16 protein-coding genes are annotated in these 15673 nt (G+C 63.1%); 12 read left to right on the top strand and 4 right to left on the bottom strand.

Features of this window, described 5'->3' with window-relative positions; genetic code table 11:
• Positions 1-171 precede the first annotated feature (171 nt).
• Both HV765_RS28145 and yjgA read right to left on the bottom strand, forming a co-directional pair.
• Entirely contained in the window at positions 172-849 is a 678-nt protein-coding gene (locus HV765_RS28145; protein WP_175171655.1) for an alpha/beta hydrolase, read from the bottom strand.
• A gap of 31 nt (positions 850-880) precedes the next feature.
• Entirely contained in the window at positions 881-1432 is a 552-nt protein-coding gene (yjgA, locus tag HV765_RS28140) for a ribosome biogenesis factor YjgA (protein WP_054427276.1), read from the bottom strand.
• Between the two features lie 58 nt (positions 1433-1490).
• On the opposite strand from yjgA, the gene pmbA reads away from it, so the two are divergent.
• The 12 genes from pmbA to erpA all read left to right on the top strand — a co-directional run bounded on the left by pmbA (position 1491) and on the right by erpA (position 12760).
• Entirely contained in the window at positions 1491-2855 is a 1365-nt protein-coding gene (pmbA, locus tag HV765_RS28135; RefSeq protein WP_175171654.1) for a metalloprotease PmbA, read from the top strand.
• 336 nt (positions 2856-3191) lie between these two features.
• On the top strand, positions 3192-4289 hold the full coding sequence (locus HV765_RS28130) for a TRAP transporter substrate-binding protein (RefSeq protein ID WP_054427278.1): 1098 nt from the start codon (positions 3192-3194) through the stop codon (positions 4287-4289).
• Between the two features lie 261 nt (positions 4290-4550).
• Positions 4551-5705, top strand: coding sequence for an ABC transporter substrate-binding protein (locus tag HV765_RS28125; protein WP_054427279.1), 1155 nt, complete (start codon positions 4551-4553; stop codon positions 5703-5705).
• Between the two features lie 87 nt (positions 5706-5792).
• Positions 5793-6674, top strand: coding sequence for a branched-chain amino acid ABC transporter permease (locus HV765_RS28120; protein ID WP_046806103.1), 882 nt, complete (start codon positions 5793-5795; stop codon positions 6672-6674).
• 3 nt (positions 6675-6677) lie between these two features.
• Entirely contained in the window at positions 6678-7559 is an 882-nt protein-coding gene (locus HV765_RS28115) for a branched-chain amino acid ABC transporter permease (protein WP_054427280.1), read from the top strand.
• Complete coding sequence (locus tag HV765_RS28110) at positions 7552-8340, top strand: ABC transporter ATP-binding protein (protein ID WP_054427281.1); 789 nt, start codon at positions 7552-7554, stop codon at positions 8338-8340. The genes HV765_RS28115 and HV765_RS28110 overlap by 8 nt, the downstream gene beginning before the upstream one ends.
• Before the next feature lie 55 nt (positions 8341-8395).
• Positions 8396-9106, top strand: a complete 711-nt coding sequence (locus HV765_RS28105) for an ABC transporter ATP-binding protein (protein ID WP_054427282.1) — start codon at positions 8396-8398, stop codon at positions 9104-9106.
• A gap of 306 nt (positions 9107-9412) precedes the next feature.
• Positions 9413-9841 carry a 50S ribosomal protein L13 gene (rplM, locus tag HV765_RS28100; protein ID WP_006217309.1) on the top strand — a complete coding sequence of 143 codons (429 nt, stop codon included), beginning with the start codon at positions 9413-9415 and terminating at the stop codon, positions 9839-9841.
• A gap of 9 nt (positions 9842-9850) precedes the next feature.
• The gene (gene rpsI, locus HV765_RS28095) at positions 9851-10243 is read left to right on the top strand and encodes a 30S ribosomal protein S9 (RefSeq protein ID WP_006217310.1); all 393 of its coding nucleotides are present in this window, start codon (positions 9851-9853) and stop codon (positions 10241-10243) included.
• A 200-nt stretch (positions 10244-10443) separates the two neighbouring features.
• On the top strand, positions 10444-11508 hold the full coding sequence (gene argC / locus HV765_RS28090) for an N-acetyl-gamma-glutamyl-phosphate reductase (protein ID WP_054427373.1): 1065 nt from the start codon (positions 10444-10446) through the stop codon (positions 11506-11508).
• Positions 11509-11555: 47 nt separating this feature from the next.
• Positions 11556-12302, top strand: coding sequence for a DUF6776 family protein (locus tag HV765_RS28085; RefSeq protein ID WP_054427283.1), 747 nt, complete (start codon positions 11556-11558; stop codon positions 12300-12302).
• An 86-nt stretch (positions 12303-12388) separates the two neighbouring features.
• Positions 12389-12760, top strand: a complete 372-nt coding sequence (erpA, locus tag HV765_RS28080) for an iron-sulfur cluster insertion protein ErpA (protein ID WP_006217313.1) — start codon at positions 12389-12391, stop codon at positions 12758-12760.
• Between the two features lie 155 nt (positions 12761-12915).
• On the opposite strand, the gene HV765_RS28075 is transcribed toward erpA, so the two are convergent.
• Together HV765_RS28075 and HV765_RS28070 are read right to left on the bottom strand one after the other, a co-directional pair.
• Positions 12916-14049: an anhydro-N-acetylmuramic acid kinase gene (locus HV765_RS28075; RefSeq protein ID WP_054427284.1), complete on the bottom strand. Its 1134-nt coding sequence runs from the start codon at positions 14047-14049 to the stop codon at positions 12916-12918.
• Between the two features lie 78 nt (positions 14050-14127).
• On the bottom strand, positions 14128-15537 hold the full coding sequence (locus tag HV765_RS28070) for a M23 family metallopeptidase (RefSeq protein ID WP_054427285.1): 1410 nt from the start codon (positions 15535-15537) through the stop codon (positions 14128-14130).
• Between the last annotated feature and the right edge of the window lie 136 nt (positions 15538-15673).

The following is a 15673-nucleotide window of genomic DNA, read 5'->3' as shown; positions in this document are numbered from 1 at the left end:
AGCGAAGCCCGGAAAATTCAGGGCTTGAATACCACTTGGTATACAGAAATGGGTTTTGGCCGCGGGGGGAAGGTTGCGGGCGGCCGAGCGGAAAGAGTGGGTTGAGCGGGGTTGAAAGGATGGGGCGGGCGCGTGGAAAGTCACCGCGCGCCACCCATCATCAAACCAATATCACTTCAACACGCCATTCAAAAACGCCGAGATGTCGCGGACTTCTTCGGCGCACACCGAATGCGGCATCGGGTACGTGTGCCAGCGCACGTCGTAACCCAGGCGCTTCAATTCCGTCAGCGATGCCTCGGCCCGCGCCAGCGACACCACCGGATCGTACTGGCCGTGGGCCATGAAGATCGGGGTGGCGTTGTTGGCGCTATTGCGCTCGGCTTCGGCGGTATCCACCAGCGGCAGGTAGCCCGACAGCGCCATCATCCCCGCCAGCTTTTCCGGCAAGCGCAGGCCCGTGTGCAAGGTCATCGCGCTGCCTTGCGAGAAGCCCGCCAGCACGATGTTCGATGTGGGGATGCCACGCGCGTTTTCACGCGCGATCAGCTTGTGGATGGCGGCTTCGGATGCGCGGATGCCCTTGGCGTCTTCCACGCGTACCAGGTCCATCACCAGGATGTCGTACCAGGAACGCATCGACATGCCGTTGTTGATCGTCACGCGCTGCACGGGCGCGTTCGGGAACACGAAGCGCACGCCCAGGCCAGCAGGCAGGTCCAGCTCCGGCACGATGGGCGCGAAGTCGTTGCCATCGGCGCCCAAGCCATGCAGCCAGATGACGGCGTGCGTGGGGTTGGGGGCGGTTTCGATCTCGATGCAATCGAGCAGGTCGGTAGGTGCGTTCATGGACGGCCGGCGGAAATTCAGGGTAGGGGGGTCAGAGCGTCAGGGTCTTCAAGGCCTGGAACAGCGCGCGATAGTGCTTCTTTTGCGGCTCCTGGCCTTGCAGCAGCGAGGCGTTGCCCAGCTTTTCCTTACGCGCGGCGCGAATCAGCGTGCGCAATTGCTGCGCATCGGCTTGCGGATTATTCGCCAGCAGCTTGGTCAGCAGGTCGTCGTCGTCCAGCAGGCGGTCGCGCAGCGTTTCCAGCCGGTGCATGGCGGCGGTTTCTTCGCGCGAGCCGTTTTCCCAGACGTCGAGCTGGGCGCGGATCTCGTCGGCGGGGGCATCGCGCATCAGCTTGCCCACGAAGTGCACCTGACGGCGGCGGCCTTCGCGGCCGGTCGTGCGCTGCGCCATGCGGATTGCCTCATAGAGGCGTTCCGCCAGCGGCAATTGCTTGAGGCGTTCGGGGGACAGTTCGATCAGCTGCTTGCCCAGGTCCAGCAACGCGTGCATGTCACGCTTGATCTGGGACTTGCTGGGACGGTCGTAGCCGTTCTCGTCGTAACCGTCGTCGACGGATTCTTCTTCAGTATGGGAATTCATGGAAAACTGCGCAATGACAGACTTGGCTATGATAACCGTCTCTGCAAATTGGACAGCAATGGTTAAATCCTCCTCCTCCCTGCCGCTGGCGGCGAATCACGCGCGTTTTTCCGAACTCGTCGAACAAACCCTCGCCTACGCGCGCCAAATTGGCGCCTCGGACGCGGCGGCGGAAGTTTCGGAAAGCCTGGGGCTGTCGGTCTCCGTGCGTAAGAACGACATCGAAACCGTTGAGCAAACGCGCGATCGCTCGCTGGACCTGACGGTCTACGCCGGCCAGAGCCGCGGCTCCGCCTCGACTTCCGACTTTTCCGAAGCCGCCCTGCGCCAGACGGTCGAAGCCGCCTGGCACATCGCCCGCCACACCGCCGCTGACCCGGCCGCCGGCCTGCCCGACGCCGATCAGCTGGCCACCGAATTCCCCGACCTGGACCTGCACCACGCCTGGACGGTGTCCACCGAGGAAGCCGCCGAACTCGCGCTGCGCGCCGAGCGCGCCGCCCGCGACGTGGACCCGCGCATCACCAACACCGACGGCGCCACCGTAGGCACCTATGAAGGCCAGTTCGTCATGGGCAACACCCGTGGCTTTCTGGGCGGCTACCCGTATTCGCGCCACAGCCTGTCCGTGGCCCCCATCGCCGGCCGCGGCAACGGCATGCAGCGCGACTACTGGTACACCTCCGAACGCGACCCGGCCAAACTGGCCTCGCCCGAAGCCATCGGCCGCTATGCCGCCGAGCGCACGCTGTCGCGCCTGTCGGCCCGCCGCATCCGTACCGGCAAGTTCCCGGTGCTGTTCGAAGCGCCGCTGGCGCTGGGCCTGGTCGGCGCGCTGACGCAAGCCGTCAATGGCGGCGCGTTGTATCGCAAGGCCAGCTTCCTGATCGATTCTCTGGGCAAGCCGATCTTCCCCAAGCACATCAACCTGACCGAAGACCCGCACATCGCGGGCGGCATGGGCAGCTCGCCGTTCGACGATGAAGGCGTGCGCACGCGCCGCCGCAGCGTCGTGTCGGCCGGAGTGCTGGAAGGCTACTTCCTGTCGTCCTACACCGCGCGCAAGCTCGGCATGACCACCACCGGCAACGCGGGCGGTTCGCACAACCTGGTGTTCAGCTCCACGCTGACCCAGCGCGGCGACGACTTCGAAGCCATGCTGAAGAAGATGGGCACGGGCTTTCTCGTCACCGAACTGATCGGCCAGGGTGTCAATTACGTCACCGGCGATTACTCGCGTGGCGCATTCGGCTACTGGGTGGAAAACGGCAAGATCCAGCACGCTGTGCAGGAAGTGACCATCGCCGGCAATCTGGCTGACATGTTCCAGCAGATCGTGGGTATTGGCGCCGACACCATCTCGCGCGGCACGAAGACCACCGGCTCGATCCTGATCGAGCAAATGGCCATCGCCGGGACCTGATGCCCGCAACAAGCGCGGCGCTGGCCATCGGCCGCCGCCGCGCTTGCTCATCCCGTTGGCCGAGGCCGCATCCGGCTATGCATTCAGCCTTCGCCGTCCGACGCCGCATCCGGCCACGTATTCAGGCTTCGCTGGCCGGCGAAGCATTCCGGCCACGTATTCAGGCTTCGCTGGCCGACGCTGCATTCCCCCTTCGTCTTCCGCTTTGCAATTCCTGACTCGCTGGGGAATTCCTCTAGCGATTCCGACCCCCTTCAACGTGTAATATCCGGCGGGTATTGCTCGAAGTCCTTGAGGTGCTCGACGCCCTTGAGGTTGCTGGTGAGGAGCCAAGAGATGCAACGACGTTCATTCTTGAAGCACGCCGGATTCGGCGCCGTCGCAACGGGGGCGGCCGTCAGCGCGCCCGCGTTCGCGCAGGATATGCCGTCGTTGAGCTGGCGCCTGGCCTCTGCATTCCCCAGCACGCTCGACCTGCGCATCGGCGCGGGCGAGCACTTCTGCAAGTTCGTCTCTGAAGCCACGGGCGGCAAGTTCAACATCCGCCACTTCCCCGAAGGCGAAATCGCCGCCGCAGCCGACCTGCTTGAAGCCGTCTCCACCAACAAGGTGGAATGCGGCCACGGTTCATCGCGGCTCTTCTTCGCCAAGAATCCCGCCTTTTGCTTTGATGCGGTGGTGCCCTTCGGCCTGAACGCGCGCCAGATGAATGCCTGGATGAGCGAAGGCGATGGCCTGCGCCTGACCCGCGAACTCTTCAAGCCCGAGAAAATCATCAACTTTCCGCTGGGCAATACCGGCGCGCAGATGGGCGGCTGGTACGCCAAAGAAATCAAGCGGCTGGGCGACTTGAAAGACCTGAAGATGCGGGTGGACGGCTTGCCCGCCGAAGTGCTGGCGCGCATGGGCGTGTCACCCCAGCCGGCTGACCCCGCCAAGCCTTTGTCGGAAGCGTTCGAGAAAGACGGTCTGCAAGCCGTGGCCGGGGCAGGGGCCTACGACGACGAGAAGCGCGGCCTGAATAAAGTAGCTAAGTATTACTACGCACCCGGCTGGTGGGCGGCGGGCGAACAGTTGTCGCTCTATATCAATGACGAAGCCTGGAACAAGCTGCCCAAGCATTATCAGGCGGTGGTGCAGGCGGCGTCGCTGGCGGCGCACGTGTCGCTGACCGCGCGCTACGACGCGCGCAACCCGGCCGCGTTGGCGCAACTGACCGCAAGTGGCGCGCAAATTCGCACATTTCCGCGCGCCATCATGGACGTGGCGTTCGAAACCACACAGCAGGTCTACAAGGATTTGGCCGCCAAAGACCCAAAGTTCAAGGCGATACACGACAGTTGCATGGGCTTTCGCGATAGCGAGATGCCGTGGTTCCGCTTGACCGAAAGCGCTTACGGCCAGTACCTGGGCGTGGCGTTGTCGGGCAGGTAGCAAGGAGGTCCGCCGCAGGCCGAATGGCATTCGGCGGAGAGTAGGGTTTTTGCTAGTAATACCGCGTTTTTTACAAAAAAATGGGCGGTTTTTGGGCTTTTCTCGAACCACATTCGAGTTTCGGCCTGATACAAAGGAGTAATATCCCGGGTCTTGACGCGCAAACATGGCGCCTTTAGGCGGCATAAGACGTCAATCCGGCGGGATTACACCAGCCCGGATTACCAATATTCCGAGACAGACTTTAGGGTGGTATCAACCATGCAATCCAAGACCAAGAAGCTGCTGGCCGCGCTGATCGCCGCCGGTATCGTCCCGGCTGCGCACGCGGCTGACATCAAGCTGGGTGTGGCAGAAGCCCTGTCCGGCGGCGCCGCTCAATATGGCGTGTCAATCCGCAATGGTTTCCAGCTTGCCGCTGACGAAATCAACGCTGCGGGCGGTATCAACGGCAACAAGCTCGTGCTGGTGGTCGAGGACGAACAAGGCAAGAAAGAAGAAGCCATCAACGTCTTCAAGAAACTGATCTTCAAGGACAACGTCCTGATGGTCTTCGGCCCGACGCTGTCGAACTCGGCCCAAGCCGCCGACCCGATCGCCCAAGCCGCCAAGACGGTCGCCTTTGGCACGTCCAACACCGCCGACGGCATCACGTCCATCGGCAACTACGTGTTCCGCAACTCGGTCACCGAAGCCGACGTGCTGCCGGCCACCATCTCCACCGTCAAGGCCAAGACCGGCCTGAAGAACGTGGCGGTGCTCTACGGTAACGACGACGTCTTCACCAAGAGCGGCTACGACAACTTCAAGAAGGCCCTGGAAGACCAGAAGATCCCGGTCACCACGACCGAAACGTTCGCCAAGGGCGACGTGGACTTCAAGGCTCAGCTGACCAAGATCAAGGGCACCAACCCCGACGCCATCGTGCTGTCCGCACTGCTGGCCGAAGGCGCCCCGATCATGGTGCAGGCCCGCCAACTGGGCCTGAACGTGCCGGTCATCGGCGGCAACGGCATGAACTCGGTCAAGATTTTCGACCTGGCCCCTGGCGGCGCATCGAACAATCTGTGGATCGGCAGCCCGTGGTCGATCGAGAACAAGGCCCCCGAGAACGTCAAGTTCATCGACGCCTACAAGGCCAAGTTCAACGGTTCGCCCGACCAGTTCGCCGCTCAGTCGTATGACGCCATGTACATCGTGGCCCAGGCGCTGAAGAACACCAAGATCTCCGGCGATCTGCCCAAGGACCGCGCAGCCCTGCGCGATGCCCTGCCGTCCGTAACCTGGACTGGCGCCACCGGCCCGTTCAAGTTCCGTCAAGCCAACGACCGCGCTGGCAAGCCCGCCGGCTACGACGCCGACCAGGCGCCGATCGTCAGCGTGACCAAGGACGGCAAGTACGTCATCGAGAAGTAAGCAGTACACATCCCCGCGCGGGGGGATGCGCCTTGCGGACGGCGCCGCCGCCGTTCGCAAGGCGCTTTTGATTTGGAAAGTCCCATCATGTTCGAACAACAATTCGTCAATGCCTTGTCGCTGGGCTGTGTGTATGCACTGTTCGCGCTGGGCTTCACGCTGATCTTCGGCGTGCTCGGGGTGATCAACCTGGCGCACGGCGCCGTCTTCATGGTTGGCGCCTACGCGGCACTGTTCGTCGTTCAGCAATTCGGCCTGCCCCTGTGGGCGGCGCTGATGGTCGCGTTCTTTGTGGCTGGCTTCACCGGCGTCATCATCGACTACCTGGTGCTCAAGCCGCTGCGCAAGCGCAACGCGCCCCACTTGATTCCCATGATCGCCACGATTGGCGTGGGCATCATCCTGAATAACGGCGCCCAAAGCATTTTCGGCGCCAGCAACCTGCGCTTTCCGCACGGCACCGTGCCCGAGGAAGTCATTGAAGTCGCCGGCCTGCACCTCACCGTGATCGAACTGGGCATCATCTTCCTGTCGTTCGCGCTGATGGCCGTGCTGATGTACGTCATGCGCCGCACCCAATTTGGCCGCGCGCTGCGCGCCATCGCCGAATCGCCCAAGGCCGCCTGGCTGCTGGGCATCAACGTCGAGAAGCTGTTCGTCACGACCTCGTTCGCCGCCGCTGCGCTGGGTGGTGTGGCGGGCGTGCTGATCGGGCTGTACTCGAATGCGCTGTTCCCGCTGATGGGCCAGCCGATGCTGCACAAGGGCATCGCGGTCATCATCCTGGGGGGCATGGGCGACATCCGTGGCGCCATGCTGGGCGGTCTCTTCCTGGGCTTCGCCGAGGTGCTGTCGGTGGCTTACATCGGCTCCACCATGCGCGACGCGGTGGCTTTCGGCCTGCTGTTCCTGATCCTGCTGGTGCGCCCGCAAGGTCTGTTCGGCAAAGTGGTTCAACGCAAGGCTTAAAGAATGAGCGGATTCGAAAACTTCTGGGCCATCTACGGCAACCTGGTGCTCACGCTGGGCACCAACGCCTTGCTGGCCCTCTCCATCTGGCTGACCCTGGCCTGCGGCATGTTGGCCATGGCCAACGCCGCCTTCATGGGCATCGGGGCGTACGCCGCCGCGCTGCTCACCATGAACTACGACGCCCCGTTCACGGTCGCGCTTGCCGGGGGCATGGCTGCGCCCGCGCTGGTGGCGGCGCTGATCGGCTTGCCGACTTTGCGATTGTCCGGGGTCTATCTGGCCATGGCCACGCTGGGCTTCGGCGAAGTGGTGCGCGTGACCATCCTGAACACCGAATCGATCACCGGCGGCGCACTGGGCTTGAACGGCATTCCGCAACTGACGCAGTGGTGGCATGTGGTGCTGGCGGTCGTCATCGTGCTGTTCGTGTTGTGGCGCGTTCGCGCCTCCAAGATCGGACGCTCGTTCGACGCCATCCGTGGCGACGAAACGGCGGCTGGCCTGATGGGCATCGACGTGCGCGCCAACAAGATGCTGGCCTTCGTCGCCGGCGCGATGATTGCGGGTCTGGCGGGCGCGTTGAACGCGCACCTGACCTTCTTCATCGGTCCCAATGAATACGGTTTCGACCGTGGCGTTGAAATCCTGACCATGGCCATCCTGGGCGGTATCGGCGGCCTGGCGGGCCCCGTGCTGGGCAGCTTCATCATTACGGTGTTGCCCGAACTGCTGCGCGGATTTGCGGATTTGCGCCTGGTCGCCAACGGAGTGATTTTGGTGGTGATTGTGTTGTTCCTGCCGCAAGGCATCTGGGACCCGGCGCGCTTCAAGCGCTGGATGCGTCAAGGCCAAGGCGGCCAGGGAGGCAAGCGCCATGCTTGAACTTTCATCCGTCTCCAAGAGCTTTGGCGGCCTGCATGTGCTGCATGACGTCAGCCTGTCCGTGCCAGAAGGCTCGATCTTCGGTCTCATCGGCCCCAACGGCGCCGGCAAGACCACGGTGTTCAACCTGATCACCGGCCTGTTGCCGCCCAGCGGCGGCACCATCACGTTCAACGGCCAAAGCGTGCTGGCCAAGAAGCCGCACAGCATCACGCGCATGGGCATCGCCCGCACGTTCCAGAACATCCGTCTCTTCAAAGAGATGACGTTGCTGGAAAACGTGGTGGTGGGCGCGTATCGCCACATGAACTACGGTTTCCCCAGCCTGCTGCTAGGTCTGCCGGGTTACCGCGAGCACGAAAAGCGCGCCCGCGAACGCGCGCACGAATTGCTGACGTGGATGCGTCTGGACCACAAGGCCAACGACTTGGCCGACAACCTGTCTTACGGCGAACAGCGCCGCCTGGAGCTGGCGCGTGCGCTGGCCACCGAGCCCAAGCTGTTGCTGCTGGACGAGCCGGTCGCAGGCATGAACACCGGCGAACGCGCCGAACTCATGCGCGAAATCCTGGCCATCCGTGATCGCGGCTACACCATCCTGATGATCGAGCACGACATGCGCTTCGTCATGGGCTTGTGCGAACGCATCGCGGTGCTGAACTTCGGCAAGATCATCGCTTGCGGCGGTCCTGACGAGATCCGCAACAACGAGCAGGTCATCGAGGCCTATCTGGGCCGCGAAGACGACGAAGACACCGAACAAGCGGAGGCTGCACGATGAGTCGCCGGGCCGCTCCCAAGACGAATACCGTAGCGCATTGCGCGGAGGCTGCACGATGAGCGCGATGTTGGAAGTCCGCGGACTCGAGGTCAACTACGGCCATATCGAAGCCGTCCGCGGCATCGACCTGGACCTGAACGCCAAAGAAATCACCGCCCTCGTTGGCGCCAACGGCGCCGGCAAATCGACCACGCTGCTGGCGCTGTCGGGCCTGTTGCCCAAGGCGCGCGGCCGCATCCTGTTCGAAGGCGAAGACATCACGAACTTGGCGCCCCACCAGTTGGTGGCGCGGGGCATCGTGCAGGTGCCGGAAGGCCGGGCCATCCTCACCACGATGACGGTGCTGGAAAACCTGGAACTCGGCGCTTATCGCCGTGGCTTGAAGAACGTGGGTTCCGATCTGGAATACGTGTTCAACCTGTTCCCGCGCCTGAAAGAGCGGATCACGGGTATCGCCGGCAACCTGTCGGGCGGCGAACAGCAGATGCTGGCCATCGGCCGGGCCTTGATGGCCAAGCCGCGCCTGCTGCTGCTGGATGAGCCGTCGATGGGTCTGGCCCCGATCGTCGTGCAGGAAATTTTCCGTTCCCTGCGCGCCATCAACGCCGACGGCCTGACGCTTTTCCTGGTGGAGCAGAACGTGCGCCAGGCGCTGAAGATCGCGCAAAGCGGCTATGTGCTGGAAAACGGCGCCATGGCGCTGACGGGCACGGGCCGCGAACTGCTGGGCCACCCCCGCGTGCTGGAAGCCTATCTGGGCGCCTGATCGCGCCCTTGCCTCGGGGTTTTGTCCCCGAATTGCATGTGCGCTGGCTGCAACATGGCTTGCGGCCAGCCACCGCCTGACGTCTTTCCGCTTGCCCATTTTTTGAGCAACCGTGTTAGAATTTCAGGCTTTCCCTCATTTTGACCATTGCACGGGCGGGTAATAACGCTTAGGCGGGACGTCGATAAAGGTAAAACCCCCGAACCGAACCCTTGGGTTGCGGTTCATCAGGTTTTTGCCCAGTTGGGGAAAGAACACTGGTTAGATGTTCTGGCCAGCAAGAACTTTTTATTCTTAGGAACCATCATGAAGACCTTTGTGGCCAAGCCGCATGAAGTCCAACGTGACTGGTTTGTGATCGACGCCAAGGGCAAAGTCCTCGGTCGTGTGGCCAGCGAAGTCGCACGTCGTCTGCGTGGCAAGCACAAACCTGAATTCACGCCGCACGTTGATACTGGCGATTACATCGTCATCATCAACGCTTCCGATATCGTCGTTACCGGTACCAAGGCGAAGGACAAGAAGTACTTCCGCCACACCACGTACCCGGGCGGTATCCGCGAAACGAACTTCGAGAAAATGCAAGAGCGTTTTCCCGGTCGCGCCATTCAGAAGGCCGTCAAGGGCATGCTGCCCAAGGGTCCTCTGGGCTACGCCATGATCAAGAAGCTGAAGGTCTATGCTGGTGCCGAGCACCCGCACACCGCCCAGCAGCCCAAGACGCTGGATATCTAAGGAAACGCCATGATCGGTAACTGGAATTACGGAACCGGCCGTCGCAAAACTTCGGTGGCTCGCGTTTTCATCAAGAAGGGCACGGGTAAGATCGTTGTCAACGGCAAGCCCGTCGACGATTTCTTCGCCCGCGAAACTGGTCGCATGATCGTGCGTCAGCCGCTGGAATTGACCGGCCACCTGGAATCGTTTGACATCAAAGTCAACGTCCACGGCGGCGGTGAAACCGGCCAGGCCGGCGCAGTCCGTCACGGCATCACGCGTGCCCTGATCGACTACGACGCGACCCTGAAGCCCGCACTGTCGCAAGCTGGCTTTGTGACCCGCGATGCCCGTGAAGTCGAACGTAAGAAGGTCGGCTTCCGCAAGGCACGTCGTCGCAAGCAGTTCAGCAAGCGTTAATGTTGCTGCAAAAAACCCGCTTCGGCGGGTTTTTTGTTTTTGGGCGTCTCGCGCGCTATCGCTCGGGACGCCTTGCGCGGAACTCTGCGCGCCCTCGTCAGGTCGGACAACGGGGTTAGTGCACCAAATTTGGCACGGTGCCGCATGACCCCTTTTTCGAGCGATACAATCTAGCCTCGTTCTACGAAGAGCACATCATCATGGCCCAAGCATCGAACACCCGTATCAAGGTTGGTATCGTCGGCGGCACCGGTTATACCGGCGTCGAGCTGCTGCGCTTGCTGTCGCAGCATCCCAATGTGGAATTGACCGCCATCACGTCCCGCAAGGAAGACGGGCTGCCGGTTGCTGATATGTATCCGAACCTGCGTGGCCGCGTGAAGCTGGCATTTTCCGCACCGGAAAAGGCCACCCTGACGGATTGCGACGTGGTGTTCTTCGCCACGCCCCACGGTGTGGCGATGGCGCAAGCCCAGGAACTGATCAACGCGGGCACCCGTGTCATCGACCTGGCCGCTGATTTCCGCCTGCAAGACATCCCCACCTTTGAACGCTGGTACAAGATCCCCCACACTTGCCCGGACATCCTTGCGGAGTCCCAGTACGGCTTGGTGGAACTGAACCGTGAAGCCATTGCTAAGGCGCGTGTCATCGGCAACCCCGGCTGCTATCCCACCACGGTGCTGCTGGGCTTGGCCCCGCTGCTGGAAGGCGGCAAGTCGCTGGTCGATGCGCAAACGCTGATCGCCGACTGCAAGTCGGGCGTGTCGGGCGCTGGCCGCAAGGCGGAAGTGAGCTCGCTGTTCTCGGAAGCATCCGACAACTTCAAGGCCTATGGCGTGTCGGGTCACCGCCATCATCCTGAAATCGTGGCGCAGCTGGAAAAGATCTCGGGCGGCAAGGTTGGCCTGACGTTCGTGCCGCATCTGGTGCCGATGATCCGTGGCATGTTCTCTACGATTTACGCGCGCATCCTGCCGGAAGCGCGCGACACCGACTTTCAAGCCCTGTTCGAACAGCGTTATGCCGACGAGCCCTTCGTTGACGTGATGCCTGCCGGCAGCCTGCCTGAAACGCGTTCGGTGCGTGCGTCGAACAATCTGCGTATTGCGCTCAGCCGTCCGGGCAATGGTGATCAACTGATCGTCATGGTCGTGCAAGACAACCTGGTCAAGGGTGCGGCCGGCCAAGCCGTCCAGAACATGAACCTGATGTTCGGCATTGCCGAATCGACAGGTCTGGATCAGGTGGCGATTCTGCCCTAATGCCTCGTAAGGGCGAGGGGCTGCGCGCCGCTCGCCCTGCGCGCTTTATGCCAACTGACGCTCCCGTTCCCTCGCAACCCCGCCCCGCAGGCGGGTGGCTGCGTGTGATCGCGGGTTTGCTCGTTGGCGTGTTGCTAGGCGGTTCGGCGGGCTATTTCCATGCCATGCGACAAGCCCGCCCGCAGGACGCCGTGGTGATCAGTACGCAGCAAGCCGAGGCGCAGGCGGATGCCATGCGCCAGCAAGCCACGCAGTTGCGGTACACCCAAGGCCAGTTGGACACCGCGGATGGCGAGCTCGTCATCGAGCGCGCCGCCCGCGAGGAACTCGAAACCCAGTTGCGTGCGGCGCAGGCCGAGGTCGGCCGTGTGCGCGACCAACTGGCTTTCTATGAACAGCTGCTGCCCGCCGGGCCGGAAGGCTCTGTCGATATCCGTGGGGTGCAGATCGACCGCGAAGGCGGCGGGCTGCGATACAAGGTGCTGCTGATGCGCAGCGGCCGCAATGGCGGCACGCCGTTTGCGGGCGCCTTGCGTTTCCAGGCGACGGGCGTACTCAAGGGCGAAACCGTAACGGTCGATTTGGCGCCCATGCAGGTCAAGGCGGAAGTGGGCCCGGTGACCGCTACCGGAGAATCCACGTCGGCCGCGTCGTTGGCCCTGCAATTCGACCAATATCAGCGCAGCCAGGGCATCCTGGCAGTGCCTGAGGGATTTGTCCCCGAAAGCGTCACCGTCAGCGTGCTCGAGGGGGAAACCGTCCGAGCATCCCGCAGCGTGAAACTGGAACTTTGAGTCTAGTCAAGCCCTGCGCTATAGTGGCGCTATGCGAGCGCCGTTGCCGCTCACCGAAATATGGCCGATCCGGCCAGGAGTGAACCATGAATGCAGTAACCGAAACCGTCGATCTCCAGGCCGCCCCGCCTGTGCCCTTGGTATTTACCGACTCGGCTGCCGCCAAAGTGAAGGACTTGTTGGCCGAAGAAGGCAACCCTGATCTGAAGCTGCGCGTGTTTGTCCAAGGTGGCGGCTGTTCGGGCTTCCAGTACGGCTTCACGTTTGACGAAGTCGTCAACGAAGACGACACCGTGCTGGACAAGGCGGGTGTCCAACTGCTGGTTGACCCCATGAGCTTCCAATATCTGGTCGGTGCCGAAATCGACTACAAGGAAGACCTGGAAGGCGCGCAGTTCGTCATCCGCAATCCCAACGCCAGCACCACCTGCGGCTGCGGTTCCTCGTTCTCGGTGTAATCACCCTGAGCAGGAAAACAAAAGCCCTTCGGCATGCCGAAGGGCTTTTTGTTTGGTGCTGACCGGACGCAAGGCGCCGGCCACTGCAAACCGGCCACTGCAAACCGGCCACTGCAAGCCGGCCGCTGCAAGTCGGCCACTTCAAGCCGGCGACTTCACGCCGGATACAGCGCACCCAGGATGCGAGCCCCGCGCGCGCCTGTGACCGCAGGCAACCCCGCGGGCCGGCGTTCAACGAACGCTTGCGCGAGCCATGCGAAGGCCAGTGCCTCAACTTGTTGGGCGGGCACGCCCAGTGCATCGGTGGGCTGCACAGGGCGTTGCAGGCAATAGGCCAGTTCGCGCATGAGTCCGGCATTGCGGGCGCCACCGCCACACACAAACACCTCCTGCGTGGCCGCAGCGGCTGCGTCGATGGCGTTGGCGACCGTTCTGGCGGTGAGCCGTTGCAGCGTTGCCTGCACGTCCTGAGGGGCTGGCTTGGGGCCGTCAAATGCACGCAGCCGGTCATCCAGCCATTGCATGTTGAACAGATCGCGCCCGGTGGACTTGGGCGGAGGCAGGGCGAACCACGGCTCGCTGGCGATCAGTTGCTCAAGCAGTGGCGCCAACACCTTGCCGGTGGCGGCCCAGCGGCCATTGGCGTCATAAGGCTGGCCTAGGTGACGTTGGCACCAGCCGTCCAGGAAAACGTTGGCCGGGCCTGTGTCAAAGCCGCGCACGGGCTGGGCCGGCGACAGCAAGGTCACATTGGCGATGCCGCCCAGGTTCAGCACGGCGCGGCCATGTTGCGCGCCGAAGATCGCCGCGTGGAAGGGCGGCACCAGCGGCGCGCCCTGGCCACCGGCCGCCACATCGCGGCTGCGGAAGTCCGCGATTACGTCGATGCCGCTTAGCTCCGCCAGCAGCGCGGGCGCATTCAGTTGAACGGTGTAGCCGCTGTCCGGACGGTGACGAACCGTTTGGCCGTGCGCACCGATTGCCTTCACGTCGCTGGCCTGAACGCCCGCCTCCCGAAGCAGGGTGGCGACGGCATCAGCGTACAGCCGGGCCAGCGCATTGGCGGCCAACGCGGCGCGCGCGAGCTCGTCGTCGCCTGACACGTTCAAGGCCAGCAACTCGCGGCGCAGGTTCTCGGGCATGGGCAAGCTGGCGCTGGCCAGCACCTGCGGCGGCTGATCGGCGTCAAGGCGCACGAGCACGCCGTCCACGCCGTCCACGCTCGTGCCGGACATCAGGCCAATGTAGAGCGTTGCGTTCCCGTGCGTGGTGGTTTGCGTAGCGTTCACAGGCGGCCTCAAAAAGAAGAAAGGCGGCCGGCAGAAATGCGCGGGCCGCCTTTTTGGGACGATAACTGATGGGGCCGGTTAGCGGCTGGCCACGTTGGTCAGTGCGTCGGGCAGGGTCTGCTGGAATTCGGTCAGCAGTTGGATCTGCTGCTTATACGGCGCCACGGCCTGGTTGAACGCGCGGACTTCCGCAGGTTCCAGGGCGCGGGCGACCGGCAGGTCCACCGACAGCGGGTCGATCGGCTGATTGTCGACGCGGAACTCATAGTGCAAGTGCGGCCCGGTGGCCCAGCCGGTGGAACCGACGTAGCCCAGCAGTTGGCCTTGCGAGATCTTGGAGCCCTTGGTGATGCCTTCGGCGATACGGCTTTGGTGCGCGTACAGCGTCGAGTACTTGCCATGGTGCTTCACGATTACGACGTTGCCGTAGCCGTTCTGCCAGCCCGAGAATTCAACCGTGCCATCCGCAGTGGAATGGATCGGCGTGCCCGAAGGCGCGGCGTAGTCCACGCCCTTGTGGCCCGTCCAGGTCTTGTGGATGGGGTGCATGCGCATGCCGAACGTCGAGCTGATACGGCTGAACTTCAGGGCGGTGCGCAGGAACGCGCCGCGCAGGCTGGTGCCGTCGAAGTCGTAGTACGAACCGCTCTTTTCGTCGGGGCTGAACCAGACGGCGCTGTAGGTCTTGCCGCCGTTGATGAATTCCAGGGCCAGCACGCGGCCGGCGCCGGCGTAGCGGCCGTCGTGCGAACGCACTTCGTACACCACGCGGAATTGGTCGCCCTGACGCAGATCGCGCAGGAAGTCGATCTTGGCGCTGAGGATGTCGGCCATCTGCATGGTGACCGAGTCCGGAATGCCAGCGGAGTCCGTCGCGCCGAAGAGCGACGACTTGATCGTGCCCACGGCGACGCGAGTCTGGCGTTCGGTGCTTTCGGTGACTTCCTCGGCCTTGTAGCTGTCGCCGGCAGGGGCCACGTGCAGCATGCGCGTCACGACCTGGCCGTCGGTTTCATTGCCAGGGGTGTGGATGTAACGCAGCCAGATCAGGTTGCCCTGTTCGTCCGTGGCGGCTTGCACCGAGCGGCCCGGGTACAGCTTGTAAATGCTGCGGGCGCTGGCGTCGTGCGTCAGGAAGGTCTGCAAATTGGGGGCGTCCAGCTCCAGGCGCTGCAGCACGGCGGCCAGCGTGTCGCCCGCGCGGATGCGGGTTTCGCTGATGTACGGCGCGGCGCTGGGCGTGCTGACTTCGACTTGCTCGGCAGTCAGGGGCAGAACGCTCTGGATGATGCGGGACGGGGGGAGTTCGGTACGGTCGGGTTGCTGCACCATGCCCAAGGCGGCGGCGCCAGCAAACAGACCAATAGCGGAGACGAGAAGAGTGCGACGGAAAAGTCCCGAGCGATGGGGCTTGGGCTCAACGGGCGCAAACAGGGCAGCAACTTTGCGCTTGATGCTACTCGCCAGTTCGTGGAGGCCACGATTCATCGTGAAGATACCCTCTCAGGTGGCTTGAGCTCGCAGGGTGCGTGACACGAACGGCCCCCGCGCGCCACGAAATCCGGGGCAAGGGCTGGCGCGGGGCGCATCTTGTGAACAACGGGTGGTAGGCCGAACCGCAACT

It is taken from the genome of Achromobacter kerstersii, assembly GCF_902859595.1.
Lineage (GTDB): Bacteria > Pseudomonadota > Gammaproteobacteria > Burkholderiales > Burkholderiaceae_B > Achromobacter > Achromobacter kerstersii.
The sequence above is the reverse complement of the archived record's forward strand: the minus strand, read 5'-3'. Positions and strand labels throughout refer to the sequence as shown.

What these genes read in the sequence shown, in the direction of transcription:
- HV765_RS28145 (WP_175171655.1), bottom strand. Translation starts at nt 849, where the DNA reads ATGAACGCACCTACCGACCTGCTCGATTGCATCGAGATCGAAACCGCC.
- yjgA (WP_054427276.1), bottom strand. Translation starts at nt 1,432, where the DNA reads ATGAATTCCCATACTGAAGAAGAATCCGTCGACGACGGTTACGACGAG.
- pmbA (WP_175171654.1), top strand. Translation starts at nt 1,491, where the DNA reads ATGGTTAAATCCTCCTCCTCCCTGCCGCTGGCGGCGAATCACGCGCGT.
- HV765_RS28130 (WP_054427278.1), top strand. Translation starts at nt 3,192, where the DNA reads ATGCAACGACGTTCATTCTTGAAGCACGCCGGATTCGGCGCCGTCGCA.
- HV765_RS28125 (WP_054427279.1), top strand. Translation starts at nt 4,551, where the DNA reads ATGCAATCCAAGACCAAGAAGCTGCTGGCCGCGCTGATCGCCGCCGGT.
- HV765_RS28120 (WP_046806103.1), top strand. Translation starts at nt 5,793, where the DNA reads ATGTTCGAACAACAATTCGTCAATGCCTTGTCGCTGGGCTGTGTGTAT.
- HV765_RS28115 (WP_054427280.1), top strand. Translation starts at nt 6,678, where the DNA reads ATGAGCGGATTCGAAAACTTCTGGGCCATCTACGGCAACCTGGTGCTC.
- HV765_RS28110 (WP_054427281.1), top strand. Translation starts at nt 7,552, where the DNA reads ATGCTTGAACTTTCATCCGTCTCCAAGAGCTTTGGCGGCCTGCATGTG.
- HV765_RS28105 (WP_054427282.1), top strand. Translation starts at nt 8,396, where the DNA reads ATGAGCGCGATGTTGGAAGTCCGCGGACTCGAGGTCAACTACGGCCAT.
- rplM (WP_006217309.1), top strand. Translation starts at nt 9,413, where the DNA reads ATGAAGACCTTTGTGGCCAAGCCGCATGAAGTCCAACGTGACTGGTTT.
- rpsI (WP_006217310.1), top strand. Translation starts at nt 9,851, where the DNA reads ATGATCGGTAACTGGAATTACGGAACCGGCCGTCGCAAAACTTCGGTG.
- argC (WP_054427373.1), top strand. Translation starts at nt 10,444, where the DNA reads ATGGCCCAAGCATCGAACACCCGTATCAAGGTTGGTATCGTCGGCGGC.
- HV765_RS28085 (WP_054427283.1), top strand. Translation starts at nt 11,556, where the DNA reads ATGCCAACTGACGCTCCCGTTCCCTCGCAACCCCGCCCCGCAGGCGGG.
- erpA (WP_006217313.1), top strand. Translation starts at nt 12,389, where the DNA reads ATGAATGCAGTAACCGAAACCGTCGATCTCCAGGCCGCCCCGCCTGTG.
- HV765_RS28070 (WP_054427285.1), bottom strand. Translation starts at nt 15,537, where the DNA reads ATGAATCGTGGCCTCCACGAACTGGCGAGTAGCATCAAGCGCAAAGTT.